At 68.6% G+C, this 25,046-nt stretch carries 22 protein-coding genes; 5 read left to right on the forward strand and 17 right to left on the reverse strand.

What is annotated here, in order from left to right; translation table 11 throughout:
• Positions 1-37: 37 nt before the first annotated feature.
• On the reverse strand, positions 38-3,298 hold the full coding sequence (locus OG735_RS36715; protein ID WP_327327458.1) for an AIR synthase related protein: 3,261 nt from the start codon (positions 3,296-3,298) through the stop codon (positions 38-40).
• A 41-nt stretch (positions 3,299-3,339) separates the two neighbouring features.
• Positions 3,340-3,867: a GNAT family N-acetyltransferase gene (locus OG735_RS36720; RefSeq protein ID WP_327327459.1), complete on the reverse strand. Its 528-nt coding sequence runs from the start codon at positions 3,865-3,867 to the stop codon at positions 3,340-3,342.
• A 230-nt stretch (positions 3,868-4,097) separates the two neighbouring features.
• On the opposite strand from OG735_RS36720, the gene OG735_RS36725 reads away from it, so the two are divergent.
• Positions 4,098-5,015: an AEC family transporter gene (locus tag OG735_RS36725; RefSeq protein ID WP_327328579.1), complete on the forward strand. Its 918-nt coding sequence runs from the start codon at positions 4,098-4,100 to the stop codon at positions 5,013-5,015.
• Between the two features lie 72 nt (positions 5,016-5,087).
• On the opposite strand, the gene OG735_RS36730 is transcribed toward OG735_RS36725, so the two are convergent.
• Positions 5,088-5,447 carry a tetratricopeptide repeat protein gene (locus OG735_RS36730; RefSeq protein ID WP_327327461.1) on the reverse strand — a complete coding sequence of 120 codons (360 nt, stop codon included), beginning with the start codon at positions 5,445-5,447 and terminating at the stop codon, positions 5,088-5,090.
• Positions 5,448-5,576: 129 nt separating this feature from the next.
• Here OG735_RS36730 and OG735_RS36735 point away from each other — a divergent pair, with 129 nt between their 5' ends.
• On the forward strand, positions 5,577-6,542 hold the full coding sequence (locus OG735_RS36735; protein WP_327327462.1) for a pirin family protein: 966 nt from the start codon (positions 5,577-5,579) through the stop codon (positions 6,540-6,542).
• 31 nt (positions 6,543-6,573) lie between these two features.
• Here OG735_RS36735 and OG735_RS36740 read toward each other — a convergent pair whose 3' ends face one another.
• The 4 genes from OG735_RS36740 to OG735_RS36755 form a co-directional block, all read right to left on the reverse strand.
• Complete coding sequence (locus OG735_RS36740; protein WP_327327463.1) at positions 6,574-7,293, reverse strand: LmeA family phospholipid-binding protein; 720 nt, start codon at positions 7,291-7,293, stop codon at positions 6,574-6,576.
• Positions 7,290-9,521 carry an MMPL family transporter gene (locus tag OG735_RS36745; protein WP_327327464.1) on the reverse strand — a complete coding sequence of 744 codons (2,232 nt, stop codon included), beginning with the start codon at positions 9,519-9,521 and terminating at the stop codon, positions 7,290-7,292. The genes OG735_RS36740 and OG735_RS36745 overlap by 4 nt, the downstream gene beginning before the upstream one ends.
• Before the next feature lie 99 nt (positions 9,522-9,620).
• Positions 9,621-10,997: a HAMP domain-containing sensor histidine kinase gene (locus OG735_RS36750; protein ID WP_327327465.1), complete on the reverse strand. Its 1,377-nt coding sequence runs from the start codon at positions 10,995-10,997 to the stop codon at positions 9,621-9,623.
• Positions 10,994-11,680, reverse strand: coding sequence for a response regulator transcription factor (locus tag OG735_RS36755; protein WP_327327466.1), 687 nt, complete (start codon positions 11,678-11,680; stop codon positions 10,994-10,996). Before OG735_RS36755 ends, OG735_RS36750 begins: the two co-directional genes overlap by 4 nt.
• Positions 11,681-11,929: 249 nt before the next feature.
• Here OG735_RS36755 and OG735_RS36760 point away from each other — a divergent pair, with 249 nt between their 5' ends.
• On the forward strand, positions 11,930-12,805 hold the full coding sequence (locus OG735_RS36760; RefSeq protein WP_327327467.1) for a DUF427 domain-containing protein: 876 nt from the start codon (positions 11,930-11,932) through the stop codon (positions 12,803-12,805).
• Between the two features lie 89 nt (positions 12,806-12,894).
• Here OG735_RS36760 and OG735_RS36765 read toward each other — a convergent pair whose 3' ends face one another.
• The 3 genes from OG735_RS36765 to OG735_RS36775 form a co-directional block, all read right to left on the reverse strand.
• Positions 12,895-13,359 carry a DUF6640 family protein gene (locus OG735_RS36765; protein WP_327327468.1) on the reverse strand — a complete coding sequence of 155 codons (465 nt, stop codon included), beginning with the start codon at positions 13,357-13,359 and terminating at the stop codon, positions 12,895-12,897.
• A 108-nt stretch (positions 13,360-13,467) separates the two neighbouring features.
• Positions 13,468-14,067: a flavodoxin family protein gene (locus OG735_RS36770; RefSeq protein WP_327327469.1), complete on the reverse strand. Its 600-nt coding sequence runs from the start codon at positions 14,065-14,067 to the stop codon at positions 13,468-13,470.
• Positions 14,068-14,147: 80 nt separating this feature from the next.
• Positions 14,148-14,636 (reverse strand): luciferase domain-containing protein, encoded by a 489-nt coding sequence (locus OG735_RS36775; protein ID WP_327327470.1) that lies wholly within the window; start codon positions 14,634-14,636, stop codon positions 14,148-14,150.
• 177 nt (positions 14,637-14,813) lie between these two features.
• On the opposite strand from OG735_RS36775, the gene OG735_RS36780 reads away from it, so the two are divergent.
• On the forward strand, positions 14,814-15,197 hold the full coding sequence (locus tag OG735_RS36780) for a winged helix-turn-helix transcriptional regulator (RefSeq protein WP_327327471.1): 384 nt from the start codon (positions 14,814-14,816) through the stop codon (positions 15,195-15,197).
• A gap of 179 nt (positions 15,198-15,376) precedes the next feature.
• Here the strand turns inward: OG735_RS36780 and OG735_RS36785 are convergent, their stop codons facing one another.
• The 4 genes from OG735_RS36785 to OG735_RS36800 form a co-directional block, all read right to left on the reverse strand.
• Positions 15,377-16,018, reverse strand: a complete 642-nt coding sequence (locus OG735_RS36785) for a hypothetical protein (protein ID WP_327327472.1) — start codon at positions 16,016-16,018, stop codon at positions 15,377-15,379.
• A complete protein-coding gene (locus OG735_RS36790) occupies positions 16,008-16,484 on the reverse strand; it encodes a DUF6114 domain-containing protein (RefSeq protein ID WP_327327473.1) in 477 nt (158 codons plus the stop codon). Before OG735_RS36790 ends, OG735_RS36785 begins: the two co-directional genes overlap by 11 nt.
• A 58-nt stretch (positions 16,485-16,542) precedes the next feature.
• Positions 16,543-17,163 carry a DUF6230 family protein gene (locus tag OG735_RS36795; RefSeq protein ID WP_327327474.1) on the reverse strand — a complete coding sequence of 207 codons (621 nt, stop codon included), beginning with the start codon at positions 17,161-17,163 and terminating at the stop codon, positions 16,543-16,545.
• A 323-nt stretch (positions 17,164-17,486) separates the two neighbouring features.
• On the reverse strand, positions 17,487-19,103 hold the full coding sequence (locus tag OG735_RS36800; RefSeq protein WP_327327475.1) for an MFS transporter: 1,617 nt from the start codon (positions 19,101-19,103) through the stop codon (positions 17,487-17,489).
• A gap of 508 nt (positions 19,104-19,611) precedes the next feature.
• On the opposite strand from OG735_RS36800, the gene OG735_RS36805 reads away from it, so the two are divergent.
• Complete coding sequence (locus OG735_RS36805) at positions 19,612-21,075, forward strand: MFS transporter (protein WP_327327476.1); 1,464 nt, start codon at positions 19,612-19,614, stop codon at positions 21,073-21,075.
• 58 nt (positions 21,076-21,133) lie between these two features.
• Here the strand turns inward: OG735_RS36805 and OG735_RS36810 are convergent, their stop codons facing one another.
• The 3 genes from OG735_RS36810 to OG735_RS36820 are packed head-to-tail and all read right to left on the reverse strand — an operon-like array spanning position 21,134 to position 24,914.
• Complete coding sequence (locus OG735_RS36810) at positions 21,134-22,270, reverse strand: substrate-binding domain-containing protein (protein ID WP_327327477.1); 1,137 nt, start codon at positions 22,268-22,270, stop codon at positions 21,134-21,136.
• A 35-nt stretch (positions 22,271-22,305) separates the two neighbouring features.
• Entirely contained in the window at positions 22,306-23,367 is a 1,062-nt protein-coding gene (locus tag OG735_RS36815) for an ABC transporter permease (RefSeq protein ID WP_327327478.1), read from the reverse strand.
• Positions 23,364-24,914: a sugar ABC transporter ATP-binding protein gene (locus OG735_RS36820; RefSeq protein WP_327327479.1), complete on the reverse strand. Its 1,551-nt coding sequence runs from the start codon at positions 24,912-24,914 to the stop codon at positions 23,364-23,366. Before OG735_RS36820 ends, OG735_RS36815 begins: the two co-directional genes overlap by 4 nt.
• Between the last annotated feature and the right edge of the window lie 132 nt (positions 24,915-25,046).

The raw sequence follows: 25,046 nt of genomic DNA on the forward strand, positions 1-25,046 counted from the left end.
CGGTTGAGTGGTCGGTGGCGACCGACCCGGCGGATTCTCATTCGACGCCGGACAGGTCATCCGGCGCGAATCTATTGGCGAAAGTCAGCCACTGGGAAGGGCGATCCTGATATCTGCGAGGGACAAACTTCTCGTCCGTGTAGTACTGCAGCAATCGCTCTTCGCCATTCGTCCGCCGAATGCGAACACCGCTTTCGTCCTGCTCGGTGCGCTGCACCGCTGTGCCGATGCGGACCACTCGGCCGTTCCCCCGCAGATCGTGCTCGACAGCCGCCGCCAGGGCTGCGAAATCTGCTTCCTCGCAGGCGAAGACCACTTCCCAGTCATGACCGGCACTGAACAGGAACAGTCCCGTCGGGAGACCGAGGATGCCGGCGAGCGTGCGTGCCTCGTCGCCGATGATGTCGGAGATTGCGGCCTCGTCGAGTTCGAAGCCCACACTGCTCTCCCGCCCGAGAATTTCCAGGCAGGCCAGTACACCGTCGCTTGTGTCCATGGCGGACTTCATGAGGCCGGTGCGTACGGCGCTTGCCATGACTCTGTCCGGCAGATACAGCAGCTCGTACTTCGCCTTGGGGTCGACGACTTTCCGCAGCTGGGGGAAGTCACGCATGACGCCGGAGCGGTCCATACGGTAGTACTCGACCAGCTCCTGAGCCCATCGAGTGCCGATCGGGCGGCACCCGCCGGTGGGGCTGGAAGCGAGTGTGATGCCGATGGCATGCCCCTGGCGCACTGAATTCCTGGTGAGAATACGGGACTTGTCGACGTATCCGATGCCCACGCAGCCCACCGACTGCTCGCTGCGCTCCTTGGCATCTCCCCCGATGACGGCGACGCCGTAGCGAGCCGCCTCGCGCACCACAGCCTCGATCAGACGCCGGGCATAGCCGACCGAGACCGAACGCGACAGGAAGAGATTGAGGAGCAGCCCGACCGGCTGGGCACCCATGGAAATGATGTCGGCCAGCGTCTGGACCACCGTGAAACGGCCCACGTACTCGGGTGACTTGCCGGGTTCGGCCAGCGATCCCGGAGCGGAGTCCGTTGTGTACACAAGGCCTTGACCGTTGGCCGCTCCGTCGAACGACACGACCGCGGCGTCGTCACCGATGCCTACGGTGAGGCTGAAATTGCGGTCCAGCTCCGGGCCGTGCGTAGCGGTGTGCTCGCGGATCCACTTGTGGAAGTGGTACTCGCCGACGGAGATGAGTGGGGTGTTGTCCGGAACCTCGTTCATGGCCCGACGGCCGCTGTGCTCCAATTCGAAGCGCAACTCCATGCCTTCTTTGGCGAGCCGGATCTCCTGATAGAGCCTGTCCGCGTGTTCCAGATGCTCGCGGTACAGGGTCCCGGCGTCGTCGTCCGGACTGCGGGACATCCGGAAGTAGCCGCGGGCCAGGGCCGCATGCGCCCTTGCCAGAGCCGGTCGGAGGCCCCGCTGGTTGAAGACCTGACGGCCGAGCTCATAGCTGTCGAGCGCCCGCTCCATGTTCCCCAGCACTTCGTACAGCCCGCCGAGGGACAGATGGGAGAGACCGAGGGTGTAGCTGTGTCCGTGGACCTCGCGCATGCGCAGCGCCTTGCGCAGATACTCTTCCGCGCGCGTCAAGTTCTCGCGCCTGCTGGGGACATGCCGGGTCCAGGCCCGGCCCAGCCAGTCGTAGATCGTTGCCAGCCGGATCGGGTTCTCGAAGCCGGAAAGGATCTCCAGCGCGCTGTGAGCACGCTCGGTCGGCGGGTCTGCATGGGTGTGCGTCCCGTCGCGGTCGTCGATCGTCGCGTCGACGTACATCAGCACGGCCGAGAGATAGCGCGCCGCTCCATGCCTCTCCTCGCTCCGGACGGCAAGCAGCTGTTTGGCGTCCTTGAGGCTGCTGCGGGCTCGGGTGAAGTCCATCCGTGCCACATACAGCTGCGCCAGCTCCCGCAGGCAGTCTGCGAGCACCAGGTCGCCGTAGCTGCCGTCGGTGGATTCCGCGAGATACTCCGCGACGCCGATCGTGCGCTGGATCACGCGCTCACCGGCGTCGAAACTGCCGCGCTCGCGGAGCACGTTCCCGAGGACACGGCCGGTCTGCACATAGCCGGGCAACTCGCCGGCGGCCCGGAACTCCAGCTGCAGATTCGTGATCTCCTGCTCGATACCGGCCGACCGCCGGTCGCCCAGCTCGTATTCGAGTGACATTCGCTCGAGCGTGAGATGCAGCCGAAGGTTCTCCGCCTGTGCGGTCAGATCGGAGGGTGTGGCCAGCAGCTCGTTGTGGATCAATTCGACGGCCTGCCGCCAGTCGCCGCGGAATCTGAGAGCGAGCGCCTGGTTGTAGACCGCGGAGAGCCTCAGATGGTCGCCCGCATTGAGCTCACTCACAGCGATTCGGTAGGCCTCAGCGGCCAGTTCGGCGACTCGGGGCGAGCAACAGAGACGGTCGACCAGCACATTGATCGGCGTTCTGTCGTTGGCGGCAAGCACCTGCTCGTTCAGCTTGGCCACCCGGGACTGGGGAGCGGCTTTCCGCCCGGGCCGGCTCGCCACCCTGCGGGCCTGGGGGATGAATTCGTTCACCGAGAACGAGGGCGCGTCCAGCTCGGGAGCGGGAGGGGGAGCGTCTCCGGCGACTGCGAGATACACCGGAGACTCGGCAGCGGCATGCTCCAGTTCCTTGCGTCCCAGGCTGTAGGTTTCGGCCGACGCGACTGTCCACAGGAGAACGTGCGGGATTTCCGTGGCATTCGCCTCGCCCGGTCCACCTTTCCTCCGCCATCCGGGCCGCGCCTGAATAATGAGGTCGGCCAGCGCTCTGTCCTCGATGTCGTACAGCAGGACCGCGTTCTCCAGGGGGACACCGGATGGATTGTTCCGCGGGCTCGGCCTTGAGGGCGGCGAGGCCTGCACCTCTTGATGCAGCAGCCGTACGAGCAGCTCGTGGACCTGACGCCACTGGGCGTCGGTGTCCTCCCAGGTCTCGCTGATCTCCAGGCGGCGGTACGCCGTGTACGACTTGGCCGGTGCACTGCGGGACGACAGCCCGGTGAAGACCGCGACGACCTTCTTGCCGAACGCCTCGGCGAAGTCGAGCTCCCGTTGCGTGGCCCGTGCGTGGGCGTAGGCGCTGGTGACCAGGGCCACGACGAGGTCGCAGTCCTGAATGGCGTTGGCCATTTCCACGCGCGGTGAACTGGCCCCGAAATCGTCCTCCATGATGACCCGGAAGCCGGATGCGGCGAGCTCTCGGCCGAGCCACACAGCCCGGTTCTTCTGGTGGTTCTCAAAGCTGAGGAAAACGGTGAGCTGCATCCTTGTCCCCCCAGACGGATGTGGTGTTTCTTCCGTCAGCTTCAGCCCTTGTCGCTGTGAATGCGTGCGTGCAGGTGCATGTCGTGCCAGCCGTCCAGGTGTCTCGTCTGACTGCGCATCGTGCCTTCGAACGTGAACGCGGCCTTGGTGGCAACGCGGCACGACGCGGTGTTGACGGTGGAATGCGCCACCGTCACCCGATGCAGCCCTATGTCCTCGAAGGCCCATCGGGCGAGTTCCTGAAGCGCCCTTGCCGCGATGTCCTGCCCGCGGGCCGGCGGGAGGACCCAGTAGGTACAGTCGCCTCGTCCCGCGCGCAGATCGATGTAACGCAGTCCGGCACGGCCGACGATATCCCCGGTCTTCGCGTTCGTGATGGCCCAGTTCGCCCCGGACTCCCGCTGCCAACTCCGCTGCCGGGCAATGATCCACTGGCGGGCATGCTCCTCCGTGGTCACTTTCAGCATGTGCCACTTCTGGATCTCGGGATCGCTGAAGGCCTCGATGACCTGCGGAGCGTCGTCGGTTTCCCACGGCCGGAGCACGAGTTCGTACGAGGCCTGGAGCACCGGTTGGGGCGTGTCCCCATTCTGCCGGGAGCCACGGCAGCAGGCACGAGCGAGAGCATGAGCCATATGCTGACACGTCGGACGCCTCGGGGCACTCCTTTGGGCGAACCTGGCTGACATGCGACGCAGCGCCGAGAACGCCCAACTCTCCCTGCCTCAGGGGTGTACGCGGCACTGCCGGGGGCGACCGAGGTGTGATGATCGCGGTCATGCATGCTGGCCGGGTGACCATGCTCGCCGGCTTCCTGCCCATCTGGGCGATCACCGCCGTCGGCTGGGCGGCGGGCCGGTTCGATGTGCTCGGCGCTCAGGCGCAGACCGTGCTGGGGCGATTCGCCTTCGCGTTCGCCATGCCGGCGTTGCTGTTCCTGACGCTGTCCAGGTCACGGGTGTCCGAGCTGGCCGGCCCGGGCGTGGCGGTGTTCGCGGCCAGCCTCGTCATCGTGTTCGGGGTGGGCCTGCTGCTTGGCCGGTGGGTCTTTCGCCGCCGCCAGGCCGACCGAGCCATAGGCGCGATGGCCGGGGCCTATGTCAACTCCGCCAATCTGGGCATCCCCATCGCCGTACACGTCCTGGACGACGCATCGTTCGTGATCGCGGCGGCGCTGTTCCAGACGCTGTTCATCACGCCGGTGATCCTGGTGCTCATAGATCTGGATGTACGGCGCGGAGCGCGCGACCGCTGGGGCCGCATCCTGAAGCTGCCCCTGCGAAATCCCATCATCGCGGCGTCGGCCGCCGGGGTGACGGTCGCCGCGGCGGGCTGGCGGCTGCCCGCCGAGCTGACCGCTCCGGTCCAGATGCTCGGCGGCGCGGCCGTGCCCGCCGCGCTGTTCGCCCTCGGGATGTCGCTGAACGCGCGGGCGCAGCGCCCCGACGCCATGGGCCGCACCGAACGGCGCGTGCTGGTCGCGCTCAAGATCGCCGTCCAGCCGCTGCTCGCCTATGCGCTCGCGCGCTGGGGCTTCGGTCTCGACGGGCACGAGCTGTTCGCCGTGGTGCTCTGCGCCGGTCTGCCGACGGCGCAGAACGCCTTCATCTTCGCTTCCGAGTACCGGCTGAACACTGATCTGGCCAGGGACACCGTCCTGCTGTCCACGCTGCTGTCGATGGGGTCGCTGTCGCTCATCGCCTGGCTGCTCGCGTGACCGCGGCGTCCGGCGACTGAGGACGGACCGGCAGCCGGACGGCCCCGGCCACCGCGCCGACGGTCGACCGCCCTACCCCTCGACCGCCTCCGGCACAGGCTCTCCGGACATCGCCGCGGCCATCCGCAGATGCGGTGCGGCGTCCCGCGGGCGCCCCTGGCGCTCCAGTGTGCGGCCGAGCATCAGCCGTGCGTAGTGCTCCACGGGGCTGAGCTCCAGGACGGCGCGCAGCTCGGCCTCCGCCAAGCGCAGCCGTGCCGAGTGGTAGTAGGCGCGGGCGAGCAGCAGACGCGGCGCGATCTTCTCCGGCGACTCGGCGACCAGACCGGCGAGAATGCGGGCCGCGGTGACGTACTCCTTGGCGTCGAAGAACAACTGCGCACGATCCCACCGCTCCGCGGGGGTGCCGAACTCGTAGTACGTCTCGTTCACGTGCTCTCCTCCTCGAGCCCCGGTCTGCTGCTTGCACGGTTCACAGCAAAGAGAGATGGTTGAATATTCCACTATAATTTGGGCGTGGGGGCTGACGGCTCGCGTCCGTACAGGAATAGGTTGAGCGCCATGAGCAATCTCGATCGTCAGGCCGCCCTCTCCGTCTGCGGCGGTCGTGGCTTCGTCGTCGCCGAACCCGTCCGCGAACTCCTCAGCCCGCGCCATGTCCGGCTCGGCGAATCCACCGAGGTCCGCAGGCTGCTGCCCAACCTCGGCCGCCGCATGGTGGGAGCCTGGGCCTTCGTCGACCACTACGGCCCCGACGACATCGCCGACGAGCCCGGTATGCAGGTCCCGCCCCACCCGCACATGGGACTCCAGACCGTGAGCTGGCTCCACGAGGGCGAGGTGCTGCACCGCGACAGCACCGGCAGCCTGGCGACGATCCGACCGCGCGAACTCGGCCTGATGACCTCCGGCCGTGCGATCAGTCACTCCGAGGAGAGCCCCAAGCCGCACGCCCCCTTCCTGCACGGAGCCCAGCTCTGGGTCGCGCTCCCCGACGCCGAACGGAACGTCGAGCCGCAGTTCCAGCACCACGCGGACCTGCCGACCGTCAGCGGGCCCGGCCTGACCGCCACCGTCATCCTCGGTCAGCTCGACGGCGCCCTCTCGCCCGGCACCACCTACACCCCGCTCGTCGGCGCCGATCTGGCGCTCTCCCGGGGTGCGGCGGCGAGCCTGCCGCTGGACCCCGACTTCGAGTACGCCGTGCTCTGCATGTCCGGCGAGACGCATGTCGACGGCGTGCCCGTACTGCCAGGTTCGATGCTCTACCTCGGCTGCGGCCGCACCGAACTCCCCTTGCGCGCCGAATCCGACGCGGGCCTGATGCTCCTGGGCGGCGAGCCCTTCGAGGAGGAGATCGTCATGTGGTGGAACTTCATCGGGCGTACGAACGAGGAGATCGCGCAGGCGCGGGCGGACTGGATGACCAGCTCCCGCTTCGGCGAGGTGAAGGGCTACGACGGCGGCCGGCTGCCTGCTCCCGAGCTGCCCCCGGTGGCCCTGAAACCACGGGGAAGGGTGCGCTGAACTGCGGTGATGTGTGTGGTGTATCCGGTCATCAGGCGCCGGCCAGGGTGCTGGGGCCGCCCGTCAGGGCGATGTGCAGGCCGTCCGGCCGGACGTGCACGGACGTGGCTTTGAGTCCGAGCGGGTAGTCCTTGTGCGCGCCCGGCGACGATCCAGGGCTGCCGTTGCCCATCCCGAGCCGGCTGGTGGGGACGGAGCGGCCGAACACGGTGAGCCCGTCGACGGCGAGGGTGACCCTCCCGCCCTTCAGTACGGGATGCAGCGTCAACTGTCCGGCGCCGGCCGGGCCGACGGCGGCGAGGATGGTTCCCTTCGCCGGGTCGGTGGTGACCGATGCGACCGGTACGGACGGGGCGGCGGTCTGGATCGCGGCGGCGAGGGACTGCGTCCCGGCGGTCACCTGGGCGTGGGTGCTGCCGACGGTCGCCGTGTCGCCGAGGCGTACGTCGTCGAGCTGTGCGTGGACGGAGACCTGGGAGAGGGGGCCGAGGTGGGCGTCGTCGCTGCTGATGTCGAGTCTGGGGATGTTCTTGTGTGCCAGGTCCCACAGAACCCAGTCGCCGGCCACGCTGACCGCCACGTTGTCGCCGAGAGAGGGTGCTGCTTCGGCGATGCGATTCTGGATCATGTTGCGGGCCATGAACTCGGCCGCGCCCGTGGCGACGGCGGCTACCAGGACCACGGCGGCAGTGACCGTGAGGACGAGGTGCCGGCGCATGGCAGCCCGGGTCTTCGTCAGATGGTGCTTCATCGCTGGTCTCCTCGGGCGGGCACAGGGGCGGGTGCGGGCAGAGAGGTGGGCGCTGCGGCGGGTCCTTCCGGGTCGAGATGCGGAAGGAGCCGGTCCAGCCGGCCGGGTAGCCACCAGTTGGCGCGCCCGAAGAGGTACATGGACGCGGGCACCAAGATCAGGCGGACCACGGTGGCGTCGATGATGACGCTGACTCCGAGGCCGAGGGCGAGCATCTTGACGGCGACGTTCGTGGAGAGCAGGAACGCCAGGAAGACGCTCGTCATGATCAGTGCTGCGCAGGTGATGACGCGGGCCGTGGCGGCGAGGCCGGTGGCGACGGCCAGATGGTTGTCCTTTCGATGCATCCAGGTCTCGCGGATCCGGGAGAGCAGGAAGACCTCGTAGTCCATGGAGAGCCCGAAGACGATGGCGAACATCATCATCGGCACGTAGGACTCGACGGGAACCTTCTCGGTGATGCCGAACAGCGCGCCGCCCCAGCCCCATTGGAAGACCGCGACGACCACGCCGTAGGAGGCGGCGATGGAGAACAGGTTGAGCACGGCGGCCTTGAGCGCGATGAGCAGGCTGCGGAAGACGGTGAGCAGCAGCAGGAACGCGGCGGCGACGACCACACCGATGATCAGGGGCAGTTTGGCGACAAGGGTGTCGGTGAAGGTCTGGGTGGCGGCGGTGGTGCCGGTGACGTAACCGGTGGCACCGGTGCCGGACAGAGCTTGCGGCACCGTGTCGTTCTGCAGTGTGTGGATCAGGTCGGTGGTGGCCTGGTCCTGCGGGCCGGTGGTGGGGGTGACGGTGGTGATGAGCAGGTCGTGGTCGGGGCTGGGGACCGGGGGTGTCACGGAGGCGACGCCGGGCACGGTGGCCAGCGTGTGCTGGAGCGAGGTGGCGAGATCCTGGCGCTCGGTCTGGTCGGCGACCTGCCGGCTGTCAAGGTGGGTGACGACGGTGAGGGGGCCGTTGGCGCCGGGGCCGAATCCCACGGTGATCAGGTCGTAGGCACGGCGGTCGGTCCGGCCGGTGGACTGTGATCCGGCGTCGACGTGGCCGAGCTGCATGGACGCGACCGGAATGGAGAGTGTGCCGAGCAGGAGCAGGCCGCTGACAAGGAAGAGCCAGGGGCGCCGGCTGACCTTGACGGCCCAGCGGTGCCACACGTCCGACTCGCCGGTGGGTTCGGCGACCGGCGTGCGCACGTGAAGGCGGTCGATGCGGCGGCCGAGCAGACCCAGCAGCGCGGGGGTCAGTGTCACGGACGCGGCAGCGGCCACGACGACAGTGAGCCCGGCCGCGACGCCGAGGGTGCCGATGAAGCTCACGCCGGAGACGCAGAGCCCGCCCAGCGCCATGGCGACCGTGGCGGCCGCGACCAGCACGGCACGGCCGCTGGTGGCAACGGTGCGCCCGACCGCGTCAGCGGGTTCCATCCCGCAGTGGAGCAGCGCTCGGTAGCGGGTGGCCAGGAAGAGCGCGTAGTCGATGCCGACACCGAGGCCCATCATCGCGGCCAGGGTCGGGGACGCCTGCGCGAAGCTGAAGTGTGAGGCGAGCAGGCCGAGGCCGCCCAGGCCGACGGCCAGGCCGAACACGGCCGTCAGCAGCGGCAGTCCGGTGGCGGCGACGCTGCCGAAGCCGATCAGCAGCACGAGCACGGCGACAGCCAGACCGATGGCCTCCGAGGCGCGGTCGGCCGATTTGGGCGCGGCCAGCTGCCCGAGCGGGTCCCCGTATTCGACGGTGATGTGATCGGTGCGCAGTGGCTCGACGGCGGTGTCGACCCGGTCGAGATAGGAGCGGTCGAAACTCGCCGGGTTGCTGCTGAAGCGGACGGTCATCTGGGCGATGTCGCCGTTCGCGGAGACTGCCCCGGGCGTGGTGAGCGGGTCGGCCACCGAGAGGATGTTCGGCAGCTGATCCAGGTTGTTGACGGCCGCGTCGATCGCGGCCCGGTGACGGGCGACCGAACCCTGGTCGGACTTGATCACGATCGGGGCGGGTGTGCCTTCGGAACTGCTTGTGTGGGCCTTGAGCAGGTCGGCACCGGTCTGGGCACTGGTGCCGGGCAGGGAGAAGCTGTCCGCGAAGGTGCCGCCCCACTTGTGGTTGGCCAGCCCGAGGCCGACAAGGAGCAGCACCCACAGGGCGATAACCCGCCAGGCGTGCCGGGCACACCAGCGCCCGCTCCGGTGGAGCAGTCCAGGCCCCTCGGCCGATTCAGTTTTCATGGGGCCTCACTGTGCGCGGCGCGTGTAAGGGGCCCTTTGGCGCAGTGTTCGGGGAATGTACGGGCGGCTGCGCGCCCGCTTGGACGTGCTCGCGAGTCCTCAAGCGCCGTCGGGTGACGGCGGGAGGGTGACGGTGAAGCAGGCGCCGCCTTCCGGGCCGCGCCCTTCGACACCGATGGCGCCACCGAGGCGGCCGGTCAGGCGGTGGGCGATGGCCAGGCCCAGGCCGCTGCCGACCGGGCGGGTGCCCCGGTAGCGCTCGTGGAGGGCACCGCTGTCGAAGGCAATGCGGACGTCGTCGTCGCTCAGGCCAGGTCCACCGTCGCGGACCTGCAGTTCAGCCGCGCCGCCCGCAGCCGCGTGGACGGCGAGGACCAGGGGTGCGCCCTCGGGCGTGACCCGTAGGGCATTCTGCACCAGGCCGTCGATCAGCTGGCGAACCCGGAAGGCGTCCGTGTCGACGACGGGCCGCCCGGACTGCTCGAGCCGTAGGTCGACGCCGTGGCGTGCGCAGGGGCCGGCCCAGAAGGCAGCGGCCTCGGCGACGAGTGCGGAGATGTCGGTCGGGGCCGTGTCGAGGCGGAAGTCGTCCGCCTCCAGCCGGGCCAGGTCCAGCAGGTCCTCCAGGAAGCGGTCCAGGCGGCGGGTCTCGTCGGCGAGGATGCCGCCGACCTCGGGCAGTTGGTCCGGCTCGACCAGGCCGTCGGCAAGTGCCTCGGCGTATCCCTGCAGTGCGGTCAGCGGGGTGCGCAAGTCGTGGGAGACGGAGAGCAGGAACTCCCGCTGCCGGTTCTCGCTGTGCGCCAGCGCTTGGTCCAGGATGTTGAGGGCGCGCCCGATGTCCGCGGTCTCCCGTGGGCCGTCGACCGGGGCCGGTACGCCGCGTTCGCCGTCGGCGAGCCGGTGCGCGATCTGCGCGGCCGTCGCGAGCGGGCGGGCGATGCGGCGGGCCAGGAGCGCTCCGGCCAGTGCCGCGCCGAGCATGCCGACGATCAGCGGCGCGATCACGTTGCGGCGGATCTGGTTCGTGTTCTGGGTGACGACCGTGTACGGCTCGGTCAGCACGATCGCGCCGCCGCGCGCGCCGGGCTGCCCCACCAGCAGTACGTCCTGGCCGCCCAGGACGCTGTCGGTGGAGACCGGCTCTCCCGCCAGCAGGTCCGATTTCGACGCCATGTCGACGGCTGGGGTAGCGGTCCCGCTCACCGTCCCGTCCGGGGCGATGACGGCGAGGTGCACGCTGTTCGGCCCGGCCAGTACCTGGGCGCCGGTAAAAAGGGCTTCGGACAAGGCGGGCAGGCGGCTCAGCACCTTTGCCTGGCGCGTCAGTTGGTCGCGCTCGCGCTGCTCCGCGCCGTGCTCGGCCGTCTGCCAGGCGATCAGCCCGGTCAACGCCACTGCGAGTGCCGCCACCACCGTGGTCAGCACCACGATGTTGCGTGCGAGCGAGCCACGACGGGAGCGGGGGCGGTTCACCTGCTGGAGGCCGTCGCGCTGTAGCCGACGCCGCGGACCGTACGGATCGGGCTCGCCTCGCCGAGCTTGGCGCGCAGTTGTGAGACGAAGACGTCGACCATTCGAGTGTCGCGGTAGCCCGGGTACCCCCAGACCCGCGCGAGCAGCTGCTCACGGCTGAAGACCTGCCCCACGTGCTGGAGCAGGTACGCGAGCAAGTTGAACTCGGTGGCGGTGAGCTCGACCAGCTCGCCGTCGCAGCGCACAGTGCGGCTGATCGAGTCCACGCTGAGCCGGCCGACGCTCTCGGTCGGCTGCCCCGGCGGCCCGGCCGCCCGGCGCAGCACGGTCTTGACCCGGGCGACCAGCTCGCGCGGCGAGAACGGCTTGGTCAGGTAGTCGTCCGCGCCCAACTCGAGACCGAGGATCCGGTCGGCCTCCTCACCGCGCGCGGTGACCAGCAGCACCGGCGTCCAGTCGCCGACGTCACGCAGGGCACGGCAGAAGGCGATGCCATCCAGGCCCGGCAGACCGATGTCCAGCACGATCGCCACCGGGTGCATCCGTCTCGCGGCCGCGAGCCCGGCAATCCCGTCGGTCTCGACGTGGACACCGAAGCCCTCGCGCGCCAAGTAGAGCCTTTCCACATCGGCGATGTGGCGCTCGTCCTCGACGATCAGCACGAGGCCCCTGGACTCCGTCATCACTGCCTCTCACGTGCGGCAACCTCATCGATGCTAACCACATCAAGTGCCCTCCCGGCGGGCGCGCCGCCGCCCGTACATTCCCCGAACAATGCGCCGACCGCGCCCTTGCACCCGCCGCAGTTCCGCCGAAGGCGGCGTTTGCGGGGAGCTCTGATCCGGAGCAGCGTGGACATGGATGCCGGTGCGACACCGCGGTATCGAGGGCACTGGCTTCCAGAGGCACCTGCCGGAGCGAGGAGGAGACCGATGACCACTCCGCATGGAGGCCCGGAAGGCGTGCCGGTCGAACGCCGTCGGCCCGATTCGATCGACAGCATGACCTGGGAGCCGAGTGAGCGGTGGGTGCGTGCGACGAAGGGCGAGGTCACGGTCGTGGACAGCCGCCGGCCCGTTCTTGTGTGGGAGCCCGGTCGTCCCGTACCCCTGTACGCCTTCCCGGCCGCAGAGGTCCGAATGGATCTGCTGCGAAGGACCGAGCGGCCCGCCAACCCACGACGTCACGGGGGAGCGACGGTCTTCTACGACCTTGCGCTCGCCGAACTGACCGTCCAGGCGGCGGCCTGGACCTATCCCAGTGAGGAGCTGGCCGACTACATCAGCTTCGAATGGTTCGGGCACGAGGTGCTCGACCACTGGTACGAAGAGGACGAGGAGATCTTCGTGCACCCCCGTGACCCGTACAAGCGGGTGGACGCGCTGCCCAGCACCCGGCACGTCCAGGTCGAGATCGAGGGCACCGTCGTCGCGGACACGCGTACGCCGGTTCTGCTGTTCGAGACGCACCTGCCGGTCCGGTACTACATTCCGCGGGAGGACGTCCGCCTCGATCTTTTCACCCCTACCAGTGCGCGAACCCGCTGCCCGTACAAGGGTGTGGCGACCGACTACTGGTCGTGGGCGGGCGGCGCCGACGTGCGGCCCGACATCGCCTGGAGCTATCCCGATCCTCTGCCTTCCGTGTGGATCATCAAGGACCGGGTGGCTTTCTACAACGAGTCCGTCGACATCGTCGTCGACGGAGCGCGGCAGCGGCGTCCGGTCACCTTCTTCAGCAAGCCGTCTCTCCAGAGTTCGGGAGGACCGGGTGCGACCGCAGGGCGGCCGGATCCGGAACACGCCTGATGAGACGGGGTTGGCCGCGCGCATCTACTCGAGGGGTGGGCGCGGCCTCGTTCCACCCCGCAGGCGTGGGCATCGCGGCGCTCGCATCGTCAGGGACTGCTGGTGCCGGCGGCGCTGAGGTCAGCGGTTTTCATGCGCCTCTGCCTGGTGCTGCGCCCGATCCGTCGGCTCTCGACGACATACGCGAGCGCGTTGAGGGCCAATATCGCCGCGGCGAGTGCGGGCTGAGGGGCGAAGGTCCTCGGAGGGTCGACGAGCGCCGTGCCGGGGTAGAAGATCGCCGACAGCTGGGTGATCCAATACAACGATGCGGCGCCGGTGGCGAGTTGAAGCCGGGAGTGCGACCAGGCGCCGCGGTGCATCCACAGGGCGTACAGACCCACCAGGCCGAGCGCAGCGCCGACGCTCATGGTCTGGGCGTTGTGGAACTTCGCGTGCGACGTCCAGTCGGGGTTGTAGATGTGCGTTTCGTTCCAGTCCGCCACATACGCGAGGCTCATTGTGGCGAGCGAGGTCAGGGTCAGCAGGGCTCGCCCTGTACTGATCTTGGGCATGGGATTCCTCCGCAGGGTTGCGGCAGGCCGGCCGGCTGGCTGCCTGCCTGTCGGGCAGGTGCCACTTCACGTGGCGTGCGTCGATGAGCGCCGGCCGCGCTGCTGTGGTCAGGCGGCCTGGGTGGTCATCGCGCGGCCGCGGGCGTAGATGAGTGCCTGTTCGGCGACGCGACGGCCGAGGTGGGTTGCGGTGCTCAGGTCGGCGCCGTGGACGGCTTCGATGCCCTGGTCGACGTGGGTCGCCGCTCCCGCGCCGAGGTAGAAGCCCAGGCGGTTGTTCTCGTGCTCGGTGGAGGTGCTGGTGTTCCAGCCCGAGGGCAGGTCCAGGTTGACCCAGTGCATGCCGTGCTGTGCGGCCAGGATGGTGAAGTACTGCAGGGTGTGGAGCTTGTCGCCGCTCTTGGAGCCGGAGTTGGTGAAACCCGCGGCGAGCTTGTCCTGCCAGGTGCGGCGGATCCACCGCTTGCTGGTGGCCTCGGCGAAGACGTGGAAGGCGCCGGAGGCGGTGCCCATGTAAGTGGGGGAACCGAAGATGATGGCGTCGGCTTCGTCCAGGAGCGCCCACTGCGCGTCCGTGAGCGCGGTGACGTCGAGCAGGTGGACCTCGCTCCCCTCGACGGAGGCGGCGCCGGTCCGGACGGCGGTGGCGAGCTGGGCGGTGTGGCCGTAGCCGGAGTGGTAGGCAATGGCGATCGAGACAGCGGACACGGTCAGTTCTCCTTGATGAACGAATTCGGGGTTGGGGTGGCGGCGACTTCAGCGCGCCACCGGGCAGGCAGGTGTCACGGTCAGGCCGCAGCGGTCGTGACGGTCGGAGCGCGGCCGGTTGCGTACTGGTAGGAGGTGGCGATGACCTTCTTGGCCACCTCGAGCTCGGCCTGGTCGCGGGGGGCGTAGAACATGACGACGTTGACGCCGCGGTCGTACAGAGGGTGCTTCTCGCCCCACCCGGAGGCCAGGAACGCGGGGTGGTCGGCCGGGTCCAGCGCCAGGTGGAGGCTGCCGTCGGCGTGCAGGTGCGCGAACTCCGCGTTCCCCCGCGGCAGGAACAGCCGGGCGCCCTCGGCCGGGGCGACGTCGCCGAGGAACACCGCCCAGGTGCTGGGGACGGATATCTCGCTGCGGCCCGGGACGATGCCGGGCAGTGCGGTGGCCATCCAGTGCCGCAGTTCTTCCTTGATCTGCGGCGGGCTGATCTGGGTGTACTGCAGGTGAGGAACCTCCGGCCCGGTCTCGGGCCGGTCGCCCTCACGCGTGGGGAGTGCCGGGAACGTCATGGTGGTGCCTTCTTCGCGTAGGAGACCGTGCCCCAGAAAGCGGGGCTTGGTCCGGTTCGGCGGGAGTGCCGGGCTGCTGTCTTTCTGCAACACCACCAGGCTACTTTCCTCGGTATAGTGGTTACCTCAGAGATAGTGCCCGCAGATTCGCGGGCCCGGGGTGGTAAGGAGACGGCCATGGCCGAGCCGGTGGACCAGGCATGCCCGATCAATCCGGTAGTTGACCTGGTGTTCAGTCGCTGGACCACCCCGATCCTGTGGGTGCTCGAGCACCATGGGCGGCTGCGTTTCAATGAACTGCAGCGGCTCGTGCCGAGCATCACCCCCAAGGTCCTCACCCAGCGCGTGCGTCAGCTGGAGCGTGACGGCATGATCGTGCGCACCTACCACGCGGAGATCCCGCCCCGGGTGGAGTACGAGATCAGCGACCTGGGCCGCACCCTGGTACCGGTTTTCGACACTCTCGTGGGCTGGTCCGAGGCGCACCTGCCACAGGTCGCCGCCGCCCGACGCGCCTATGACGCCGCACGGGAGGAAGAGGAAGCCTGGGCCAAAGGCTGACCGCGGCCCCCTGCTCGGCGGGTGCCGCTGCCAGTCCGGAACTGCCCGCGACGCCGCTGAAGCCGACGGGGTGGGGTGCGTTGTCCTGGGGCGATGCTTTTGTAGCAGGTCTCTGGAGCGATGCGGGCGCTTGATGTCCAGCACGGGAACTCGCAGCTGCACGCACCGGTGTGCGGTGTTCACCGGTCCGCGGCACGGAGGTCCGGCCCGGAGATGGTCAGATCGCCGCCGAACTGGCCGGCCTGCGAAACGGTCACGTCCTCGAACGCGACGGTCCGCATGGGCGCCCCCGGGTGAGAAAGCCACTGCGGGAGGGCGTCGGGGGTGATCGTGACGCTGCGGACCGCGGGGAGTGGGGCGCCGCCCAGGCTGGTGAGCGAGCCGGACAGCCTCTCGGTGTAGAGCGTCACCACGTCCTTGCCCCTGATCGTGGATGTCGTCGCGGGTCTGGCCCGCAGGCGTACCCCGCCGCCGATCGTCAGGTCGAGGTCGGTGATGTGCATCAACCGTGCGGTGAACTTCAGAACCCGTTCGGGTCCGGCCGGGGTCTGCACGGTTACCACGCCGTGGAAAACGCTCCCGTGGAGGATGAGTTTGTCTGCCCGAAGAACCAAGGGGCCGTTGCCGAGCGCGGCAGAAGGCCGGTCGCGCGGGGCATCGGTCCCGACAGCGTCGAATGTGGGGACACCGCTGGAGGAGAGGAGCGCGGTCGAAGCTGTCGGCGCACCGAAGAGTGCCACCGGCAGAGCCGTCAGGGCCAGCGTCCTGGCGAGTGACCACCGCAAGCGGTCGAGTACGCCGCTCAGGTCGTCACCTCTCACCCTGGTCCTCGCTCACCGGGACGGCCGCGGAGGCGCGGTGAGCGGGCCGAGGATCCGCGGTGTCCGGCGGGGCCCAGGCACAGGCGAGGGAGCCGCCGACGAGGCCGCAGAGCAGACCGAGAAACATCCCCCCGAAGTTGACCATGGGGAGGGAGGCGAGGGCGAGCAGCATGGCCGCGATCCCGGCGAACACACGCACTTGCTGGTGGAACCAGAGGGTGATGCCGAGGATGACGAGCAGGATCCCGATGATCAGCGAGCCTGCGCCGGCGGTGGTGGACAGCGCGAGAGGGATGCCGCCCAGACTGAGGCTCACGTAGGGGAAGTAGATGACGGGAACTCCGGCCGCGAGGGTGAACAGCCCGGCCCAGAAGGGGCGTTCACCACGCCATGCCCTGAATCTCCGTCGGGCGTCGGCGATCGCGACGCGCAGTCCTGGGCGTCTGCCGAAAGGGTTGTGGATCACGTGCGTCTTCCCTGTGGAAGCGGGCAGGAGGCAGGGCAGGCGAGCCCGGGTCACACGGTCAGAAGCACTCTTCGCGCCCCTTCACGAGACGCAGATTGAGACCAGGGACATTGAGAGTGGCGGCCGAGACGGCGACTGCGATGACACGTACGTCGGTGAGAGTGGCCGACGCCGCTTGCTGTGCGAAGCCGTTGGGATCGAAGAACCGCGAGTCCCTGTCATCGGGGTTGACCTTGCCCTTGGTGAGCGAGCCGGCCGCGACACCGATGTCGAGATCATCGAGGGACGCCTGACTCGCTGCCAAGGAGGTCCCATCGATGAACATGTCCTTCGCCTCGGCCACGCCCCGGTCACCAGTGAGCCTCAGCGTGTACGTGCCGAGAACCGGGACCGGGACCACAACGGACTGGCACAGACCGTCGATCTTCGCATGCCTCAGCCCGGTGACCACGACCGGAACAGGGGTGCCTTTACGGGGCACGTCCACCATGCCGTAGATGCTCAGACCTCGTACGGTCAGTGAGTCGGCGCCGACCTGGAAGCGCTGGCCGGAGATGAAGAACGACGCGGCCAGCGCTCCTTGCGCCATGGCGACACCAAGAGTCGCGGCGGCCGCGATGCCCGGGACCAGGATGATGGCGAAGCGCTTCCAGCGTGTCCTGCCGACGCCGTGTGACATTCCCTCTCCTCCGGTCCTGATATGGGCATGCCGGTGTCAGGCAGAGGAAGGCAATGTCCCAGTATATGGTGATGAATCCTAGACTGCTGGTACCGGCAGCTGTCGGCACATCAGACCGCGCAGACGGGTGAGAACCTTCTCGCACGGCTTTCGTGCGACGCGAGATGTTGTGCCACGGGCGATGTCCTCCGGCTGCTGACAATCACCGGGTGTGTGCCGAGGATGCCGAGCCGCTTCTGGGGGCGGCTGCGGAGTTACTGCTGAATGCCTCGGTTCAGGAGACCGGCAGGCTGCGCTGTTTGGCGGAACAGGGCCGTCCGCCGCTATGGCTTTGTCGAGCGGGGCTGGGTCGTCGGGATCCGATGGGTGAAGAACAGGGCGATGAGGGCGGCGAGGGCGAGGATGGCGAGTGCGGCGCGCAGGCCGTCGAGCCTCGCTGCGGCGTTCGCGTCGAGCGCGGCCTGGGTCACCTCCGTGCTCGTGCCCGCATCGTCGAGGGCGGTCTTGAGCTGGGCGTCCGACAGAAAGGGCACACCGCTCTGGAGTTGGACGGTTGCCTGACTCTTGACCTCGGCCGGCACCGCCGGATTCTGGTCGATGGTGGTCAGAAACGAAGCCGTCAGCGCGGCGATCAGGATCGACCCGGCGAGTGCCGTACCGATCGAGGCGCCGAGGTTGGTGACGGCGTTCTGGATGCCGCCGACCTCCGCGCTCTGCTCGTCCGGCACTGCGGACACGGTGACCGACCCGAGCTGGGACGCCAGCGCGCCCATACCGAGCCCGATCAACAGAAGGGGGATGGTGACGATTTCCGCCCCCGCGTCTGCGTCGAGCGCGGCCATCAGGACCACCGCGCCCGCGAGTAGTGAGAGGATCCCGAGCCGCACCACCCGCCGTGGCGAGACGTCCGGGAAGAAACGTGGGATCAGGATCGCGGCGGCCAGCAGTGTCAGTGAGAGCGGCAGGAGGTATGCGCCGGTCTTGAGCGCGGACAGGCCGAGCGCGACCGACAGGTAGAGCGGTACGACGAAGAACACGCCCATCTGCACGAGGTATTGGAAGAAGAACATCGTCAGCCCGCCGGTGAGCTGCTTGTTCTGCAGCAGCGCCGGGTCCACGAGTGGTTCCTTGCGCTGCTCCACGAGACGGGCCTCCCAGCGGAGGAAGAGCCAGATCAGGAGCACACCCACCAGCATCAGCCAGATGACCAGTGAGATCCCGAGCCAGGAGGGTGCGTCGGGCTTCGGCTGGAACCAGCCCCATTCGTCCGAGCGGAGTACGCCGTAGACGAAGATCCCGAGCCCAAGGGCGGAGAGCACGGCGCCGACGAGATCGATGCGCGGGCGTCCGTCGCTCGGCGCGTCGGCGATGCGGCGGGCCAGTACCAGGATGCCGAGCACGATCACGACCTCACCGGCGAACACCCAGCGCCAGGAGAAGTACGTCGTCGCGATACCCCCGATCAGCGGTCCGACCGCGATGGCTACGGCCCCTGCGGCCGCGACGAGTCCGTAGGCGGCGGGCCGGCGTTCAGCGCCGAAGTTGCCGGCGACGAGCGCCACGATCGCAGGCAGGATGAGCGCCGCCCCGATCCCCTCGAGGAACGACCAGCCGAGCAGGAGCACGGGCAGGTTCGGGGCGAGCGCTGTCGTCAGGGATCCACAGCCGTAGATGACGCAGCCGATCACGAACGCGCGCTTGCGGCCGATGAGCGCGCCGACCTTGCCGCCAGGGATCATGAACATCGCCATCACGAGCGTGTATGCCGTGATCGCGCCCTGGATCCCGGTCACGGTCGTGCCCACGTCGTCGGCCACCGTCGCGATCGAGACGTTCATGACAGAGCTGTCGAGCGCCATCAGGAACTGCCCGGCCGCGAGTGTCAGCAGGACGAGTCGCGCCGATGCCGAACTCTGGGGAGAGCCTGTCCTGGGTGTCATGGGCGTATCGTCCCAGCGACCCGGAGGGCGGCTCCTCGACCCGCCGCGGAGATCAGCCGGTTGGCGGCGGTCGACCGCGCCGACTCCACTGAATCCGTAGAGCCTGCTCCAGGTGTCACGGTCATGCCCACGCTGGTCACGGACGAGAGCAGCGTCGGCGCGCTCAACCGTCGCTGAGAGCCGAAGCCATTGCCCACTGATCCGCACGCTGAGGGAATCGAGAGTCCGGTGGTATCCGCCCGCGTCGTCGGCGGAGCCGGTTGGAGCGGCGTCGGGCGATCGCCAACGAGGGGCGCGGAATGGATGGTTGAGCACTTCCAGTGCACCCTGATCCGCTACCCGCGGACATGCCACGTGAGCGGGCGTGGGTCGTTGACGGTGTTGGTGAGGGCGAGCTGTATAGGGTCTTGGCCACCGTCCTTCTCGGTGAGGCCCGCCCGCCCCGAATCAGACGGACTTTCCCGGCAGGCCGTAAGCGCTGACTTGACCGATCATCAGGAGTGCTGCCGTGCGACCCACAGCGACATCATCGGCGCCCGGCAGCCTCGGTTGGAACCATGAGACAGCGATGCTGGCGCTCCTGTCCTTCGCCATGCTGATCGTTTCGCTCGACCAGTACATCGTGGTCGTGGCACTCCCCGACATCGCACGCGACCTTGGCTATTCGGCGCGGACGCTCCAGGCGGTCATCAGCGCCTATGCGGTAGCCTCGGCCGGCTTCCTACTGTTCGGCGGGCGCGCCGCCGACCTGCTCGGACGACGCCGCATCCTGGCCACCGGCCTCGCACTCTATGCCGGGGCATCGCTCGCGGGAGGACTCGCGACCGGCCCAGGAATGCTCCTCGCCGCCCGCGCATTCCAAGGTCTCGGCGGAGCCCTCGTCTTCCCCACCACCCTGGCCCTCATCAACACCACCTTCGCTGAAGGCCGCGCCCGCAACCGCGCATTGGGAATCTGGGGAGGGGCAGGCGCGGCAGGACTCGTCATCGGTGTGCTGCTCGGCGGTCTTCTGACGCAGGCGTTCGGTTGGGAAGCGGTCTTCCTCGTCAACGTCGTGCTGGCCGGCCCTGCGCTGCTGCTCGCCTTCGTTGTGATCCCCCGGGACGGTGAACGCGAAAAAGGCCGTAACTTCGACCTACCCGGTGCCCTCAGCATCACTCTCGGTGTCACACTCATCGTGTTCGCCCTCGTGCAAGGCCCCGGATTGGGCTGGCTTTCGCCGGGCATCCTGGTCAGCGCAGTGGCGGGCCTCCTGCTGATCGGAGCTTTCTTCATCATCGAGCGGCGCAGCGACGACCCGCTCATGCCACCCCGGCTGCTCTCCAACCCCAACTTGATCACCGGCGTCGTCATCGCGTTCATGTTCATGGCGACCTTCGGCTCCGTGCTCTACTTCCTGTCCATTTACTTCCAGGAGATTCTGGGCTACGACGCTTTGCAGACCGGCGCCGGCTTCCTCATCCCCACGGCAGTGGTGGTGGCCGGTTCGACAACCGCAGGCCAGCTCGTGACGCGGTTCGGTCTCAGGCGCACGTTGGCCGCAGCCCTCGCCGTCGGTGCGCTCGGTGCGGTCGCACTCGGCCTCGCGGTTTCGCCGAACGGCACATACATCGAACTCGTCCCCGGCCTCGTGGTGCTCAGCGTCGGCGACGGGGTGGTCTTCACGGCCATGTTCATCGCCGCCGCCACTGGAATCTCCGACCGACAACAAGGCATCGCCTCCGGCATTGCCTCCACCGGCTCAGGCGCGGGCGCAGCTGTCGGCCTCGCCATCCTCGTCCTGGTGGCGACTGCCGGCCTCGATGGCCTCTCCGGTGAACAGCTTCGAATCGCCACCGCCGACGGGATCAGTACCACGCTCTTCGTCGTGGCAGGCGGAATCGTGCTGACCTTCCTCGTCGCCTTGAGGCGGTGCCCGACACCGCACGAACCGGTACCCGCCCCCGTGCCGTACCAGACCCGTCGCTGCTGACGGTTCTGACGCTCGCGTGACGCTGTTCCGGCGCCGATGCCGACCGTGCACGAGGTCGTTACGCGCGCCAGATCTTCCGGTAGGCCTCGCGGTAGCCCGACGGATTCCAGGAAGTGGCCCCGTTGCTGTTGTCGGCCGTGGCGATGTGGACGGGGGCGACGTAGCCGCTGGCGGCCTGGCCGGCGAACGAGCGGTTGAACTCATCGATGATTTGCCAGCCTTGCTGGGACAGCGGCTCGGGGACGGTGGCGGCCTGGAACTGCTTGCTGTTGATGCGCTGGAAGGCGGAGGGATCGCCGTCGCCCGCCCCGATGTTGAAGGGAGGGCCGGAGCCTGGTTTTGCGGCAGCGCGGAGGGCCGGGGCGGCGTCGGCGAAGTAGAGGTCGTTGATGGCGACGGAGTACGTCCAGCTGTTCTGGAAGCGGGAGAGGAGGGAGGAGACCTCCTGGGGGGTGCGGTGGCTCGCGTCCGGAATCGGGATGTTCTCGTACGCCAGCAGCTTCAGGCCGGAGCAGGTGGCGAGCTCCTGCTTGATCAGTTCGGACTTGTTCTTGGCGAACGGGATCGAGTCGTCGGTGAAGACGACGACTCCGGCATTGCCGTTGGACCGAGCGATGACCCAGTCCGCACTGATCTTCGCCACGTCCTCCACTTTGGTGGTGATGTTGGTGTAGAGGCTGGGGTTCTTGCTCGGCCCGGGGGAACGGACCGCGTGCCAGCCGATGAGCGGGATATGCGCCGCTTGTGCCCGCGCCACCTGCTGCGAAGTCAGATTGGGGTCGAAGCCGCCGATGACGATGCCCGAGGGCTTGAGGGTGACGGCCTGGCTGAGTGCTGCCTGGATGCCGGCGGGGGTGCCCTCTCCGTCGATCACCCGGACGTTCCATCCGGTGACCTTCCCGGCTTCCTTGACGCCCTGCGCGACGCCTGCGACGCCAGGGTTGGTCATGGTCTGCGCGACGTAGACGATGGTCCTGCCGGAAACCGCCGTGGGGCCGCTGGTGGGGCCGTTCCAGGAGACGTTGGTGTTCTCGGCCTGCTGCACGGCCCCCTTGGCCTTCGCGAGGACGGCGGGGCAACCGGCCTTCGACGGCCCGGTGCCGGTCGACGGGCCGCGCCCGCAACCGACAACGACGGTGGTAGTCAGTGCCAGCAGGGCTGCGGCGGTGAGGGCGGTCTTTCGGTGCGAGTACACGGTGCTCCTGACGCAGGTGCGCGCTACGAAGTGTTCTAGGGGTTGCCGTCCTTCGTCGGTGCAGCCGACGGCGTTGCGAGTGACTGGCGGGTCGCGGTGGGGTCGGTGCGCAGTCGGCGGCGGGCGGAGTAGCCGGCCAGGCCGACGGCGATGAGCAGGGTGCCGCCGTTGAACAGCGGGGTGACCCAGAACTGGGCGCCGAGCTGGCCGATGCCGGCGAGGCCGATGGCGAGGACGGCGACGGCCACGAGGGTGCCCAAGGCGTTGGCGCGGCCGGGTTTGATCGCGGTGGAGCCGAGCAGGGCGCCGACGAAGGCGGGCAGCAGGTAGTCCAGGCCGACACTCGGGTTGCCGGTCTGCTGCTGGGCGGCGAGGAGGACACCGGCGAAGCCGACGACCAGGCCCGATCCGGCGAAGGCGTAGACGGAGTACTTGCGGGTGGGGATGCCGAGGATGCCGGCGGCACGGGGGTTGGAGCCGATGACATACAGGTACCGCCCGAGCGGCAGCCGCTCCAGCACCAGCCAGAGGGCGACGACGACGGCGAGGACATAGAAGGCGGGTACCGGCAGGCCGAGGAACCTGGAGTCGTAGATGTCGGTGAAGGCGCGCGGCAGGCCCTGCGGTCCGGGGACGATCCGGGCTCCGTCGGTGATCCAGCCGGTGAAGGCGTACATGATGCTGCCGGTGCCGAGAGTGGCGATGAAGGAGTCGATCTGCGCGAACTCGACGATGACACCGTTCAGAGCGCCGACCACCAGCCCTCCGAGGATCACTGCGAGGCAGGCGAGCGGCCAGGGCCAGCCTTCGTTGACGATCAGTTGCATCACCATGACGTGCGCCAGGCCGAGACCGTAGCCGATGGACAGGTCGAACTTGCCGGTGACGATGGGGATCGTCGCGCCGAGCGCGAGGATGGCGGGGATCGATTGGTTGGAGAGGATCGACGAGATGTTGTCCCGCGTGGGAAAGGTGTCCGGCAGGGTGATGGAGAAGATCAGGAAGAGCAGGGCGGTGAGGGCCAGAAGGCCGTAGGTGCCGATGAGATGTCCGCGCAGAAAGCCGAGCAGGGATCGAGGCGAGGGGGAGGGGGTCACCGGCTCGTCGCGGTTCCGGTGATGGCGGGCATGGCCGAGGCGGTGCGGGTGAGTTCGCTGACAGTCAGGGCTTCGCCGGTCAGCTCGGCTGTCACGGACCCACGGGCGAACACCAGGGCGCGGTGGCACACGGTTGCGACCTCCTCGAAATCGGTGGAGATGAGCAGTACCGCCAGGCCGGCGGCCAGCGCGTCGTCGAGCAGACGGTAGATCGCGGCCTTGGCGCCGACGTCCACGCTGGCGGTCGGCTCTTCGAGGATCAGCAGGCGCAGGCTCCCCCGGAGCCATCGGCCGACCATGATCTTCTGCTGGTTGCCGCCCGAAAGGGTGGCGATCGGGACCTCGCAGTCGCGGGGGTGCACCGAGAACCGATCGATCAGGGCGGTGGCCTCGGCGCGCTCGCGCCGGGGACTGATCCAGTGCCACGGCGGCACACCGGCTGCCCGGGGGTTGGCCAGGAAGTTCTCCCGTACGGTCAGTTCGGCGGCGCAGCCCTCCTCCTGACGGTTGCCGGCCACGAAGCCGATGCCGGAGTCGAGAGCGGCGGCGACCGTACGCGGGTGGTACGGGCGGCCGTCGAGCAGCGCCCGCCCGCCGAGGATCGGCCGGGTGCCGGCGAGGGCGCGGCCCAGGTCCATGTGACCGGCGCCGGTCAGGCCCACTGTGCCGAGGATTTCGCCGGCACGCAGTTCCAGGCTGACCGGTCCGGTGTATTGGGTCCGTACGCTGTCGAGGCTCAGGACGGGCGGGGCTGTGGCGGGGGCGGTGGCGGTCCGGTGGCCGGCCAGTTCGCGGCCCACGATGTCGCGCACCAGACGGGCGGGGCTGTGGACGGCGAGCGGACCTTGGCTGACGAGCCGGCCGTCGCGCAGGACGGCAAAGGTGTCGGCGACCTTGTAGACCTCGTCGAGCCGGTGGCTGACGTAGAGGATGCCGTGCCCTCGGTCGCGCAGGGCGTGCAGTACGTCGAAGAGCCGGGCGCAGTCCGCGGCGGGGAGGGTGGCGGTCGGCTCGTCGAGGATGAAGAGCTCCGCCCGCGTCGCCAGGGCGCGGGCGATGGCGACCAGCGAGCGCTCGGCGGGGGCGAGGTCGGCAATCCGGGAGTCGGCGTCCAGGTGTCCGGCGACGATCCGCAGTGCCTCGGCGCAGCGCTCTCGGGTCTGCCGCCAGGAGACCAGTCCGCGACGGCGCGGATAGCCGGTGCCCAGTGCGATGTTCTCGGCGACCGTCATCCACTCGACGAGGCCGAGATCCTGGTGGATGAACGACATCTTCCGGGTGGCGGCGGCGGAGCCGAGTGGATGCCCGGCCACCGTCACTTCGCCCTCGTCGGCGCGGTGCACCCCGGCGAGCACCTTGATGAGGGTGGACTTCCCGGCGCCGTTGGGACCGAGCAGGGCGAGGACGCTGCCGCCGTGGATGTCGAGGTCGACCGCGGCGAGCGCGAGGGTGCCGCCGAATCGCTTGCTGAGACCGCGAATGCGGACGAGAGGTTCTCCACCGAAGCGCGAGGGTGGGCTCATCGAGGTGTCGGGAGCGTCATTCACGGACTTCTCCGAGGGTCGGCCTCCGGGTTCTTCCCGACTGCATGGGGGATGGTACTGGGATCTGTTACCGCATTTCCGGCATATCGTTGATCCCTTTGACTCCAATGGGCGAGTTGCCCGGGAGGCGGTCTC

The sequence above is a fragment of the Streptomyces sp. NBC_01210 genome (assembly GCF_036010325.1).
Lineage (GTDB): Bacteria > Actinomycetota > Actinomycetes > Streptomycetales > Streptomycetaceae > Streptomyces.

Bases quoted from the DNA above. Each gene is read 5' to 3' on its own strand.
- OG735_RS36715 (WP_327327458.1), bottom strand. From the start codon at position 3,298: ATGCAGCTCACCGTTTTCCTCAGCTTTGAGAACCACCAGAAGAACCGG.
- OG735_RS36725 (WP_327328579.1), top strand. From the start codon at position 4,098: ATGCTCGCCGGCTTCCTGCCCATCTGGGCGATCACCGCCGTCGGCTGG.
- OG735_RS36735 (WP_327327462.1), top strand. From the start codon at position 5,577: ATGAGCAATCTCGATCGTCAGGCCGCCCTCTCCGTCTGCGGCGGTCGT.
- OG735_RS36740 (WP_327327463.1), bottom strand. From the start codon at position 7,293: ATGAAGCACCATCTGACGAAGACCCGGGCTGCCATGCGCCGGCACCTC.
- OG735_RS36745 (WP_327327464.1), bottom strand. From the start codon at position 9,521: ATGAAAACTGAATCGGCCGAGGGGCCTGGACTGCTCCACCGGAGCGGG.
- OG735_RS36755 (WP_327327466.1), bottom strand. From the start codon at position 11,680: ATGACGGAGTCCAGGGGCCTCGTGCTGATCGTCGAGGACGAGCGCCAC.
- OG735_RS36760 (WP_327327467.1), top strand. From the start codon at position 11,930: ATGACCACTCCGCATGGAGGCCCGGAAGGCGTGCCGGTCGAACGCCGT.
- OG735_RS36765 (WP_327327468.1), bottom strand. From the start codon at position 13,359: ATGCCCAAGATCAGTACAGGGCGAGCCCTGCTGACCCTGACCTCGCTC.
- OG735_RS36775 (WP_327327470.1), bottom strand. From the start codon at position 14,636: ATGACGTTCCCGGCACTCCCCACGCGTGAGGGCGACCGGCCCGAGACC.
- OG735_RS36780 (WP_327327471.1), top strand. From the start codon at position 14,814: ATGGCCGAGCCGGTGGACCAGGCATGCCCGATCAATCCGGTAGTTGAC.
- OG735_RS36795 (WP_327327474.1), bottom strand. From the start codon at position 17,163: ATGTCACACGGCGTCGGCAGGACACGCTGGAAGCGCTTCGCCATCATC.
- OG735_RS36800 (WP_327327475.1), bottom strand. From the start codon at position 19,103: ATGACACCCAGGACAGGCTCTCCCCAGAGTTCGGCATCGGCGCGACTC.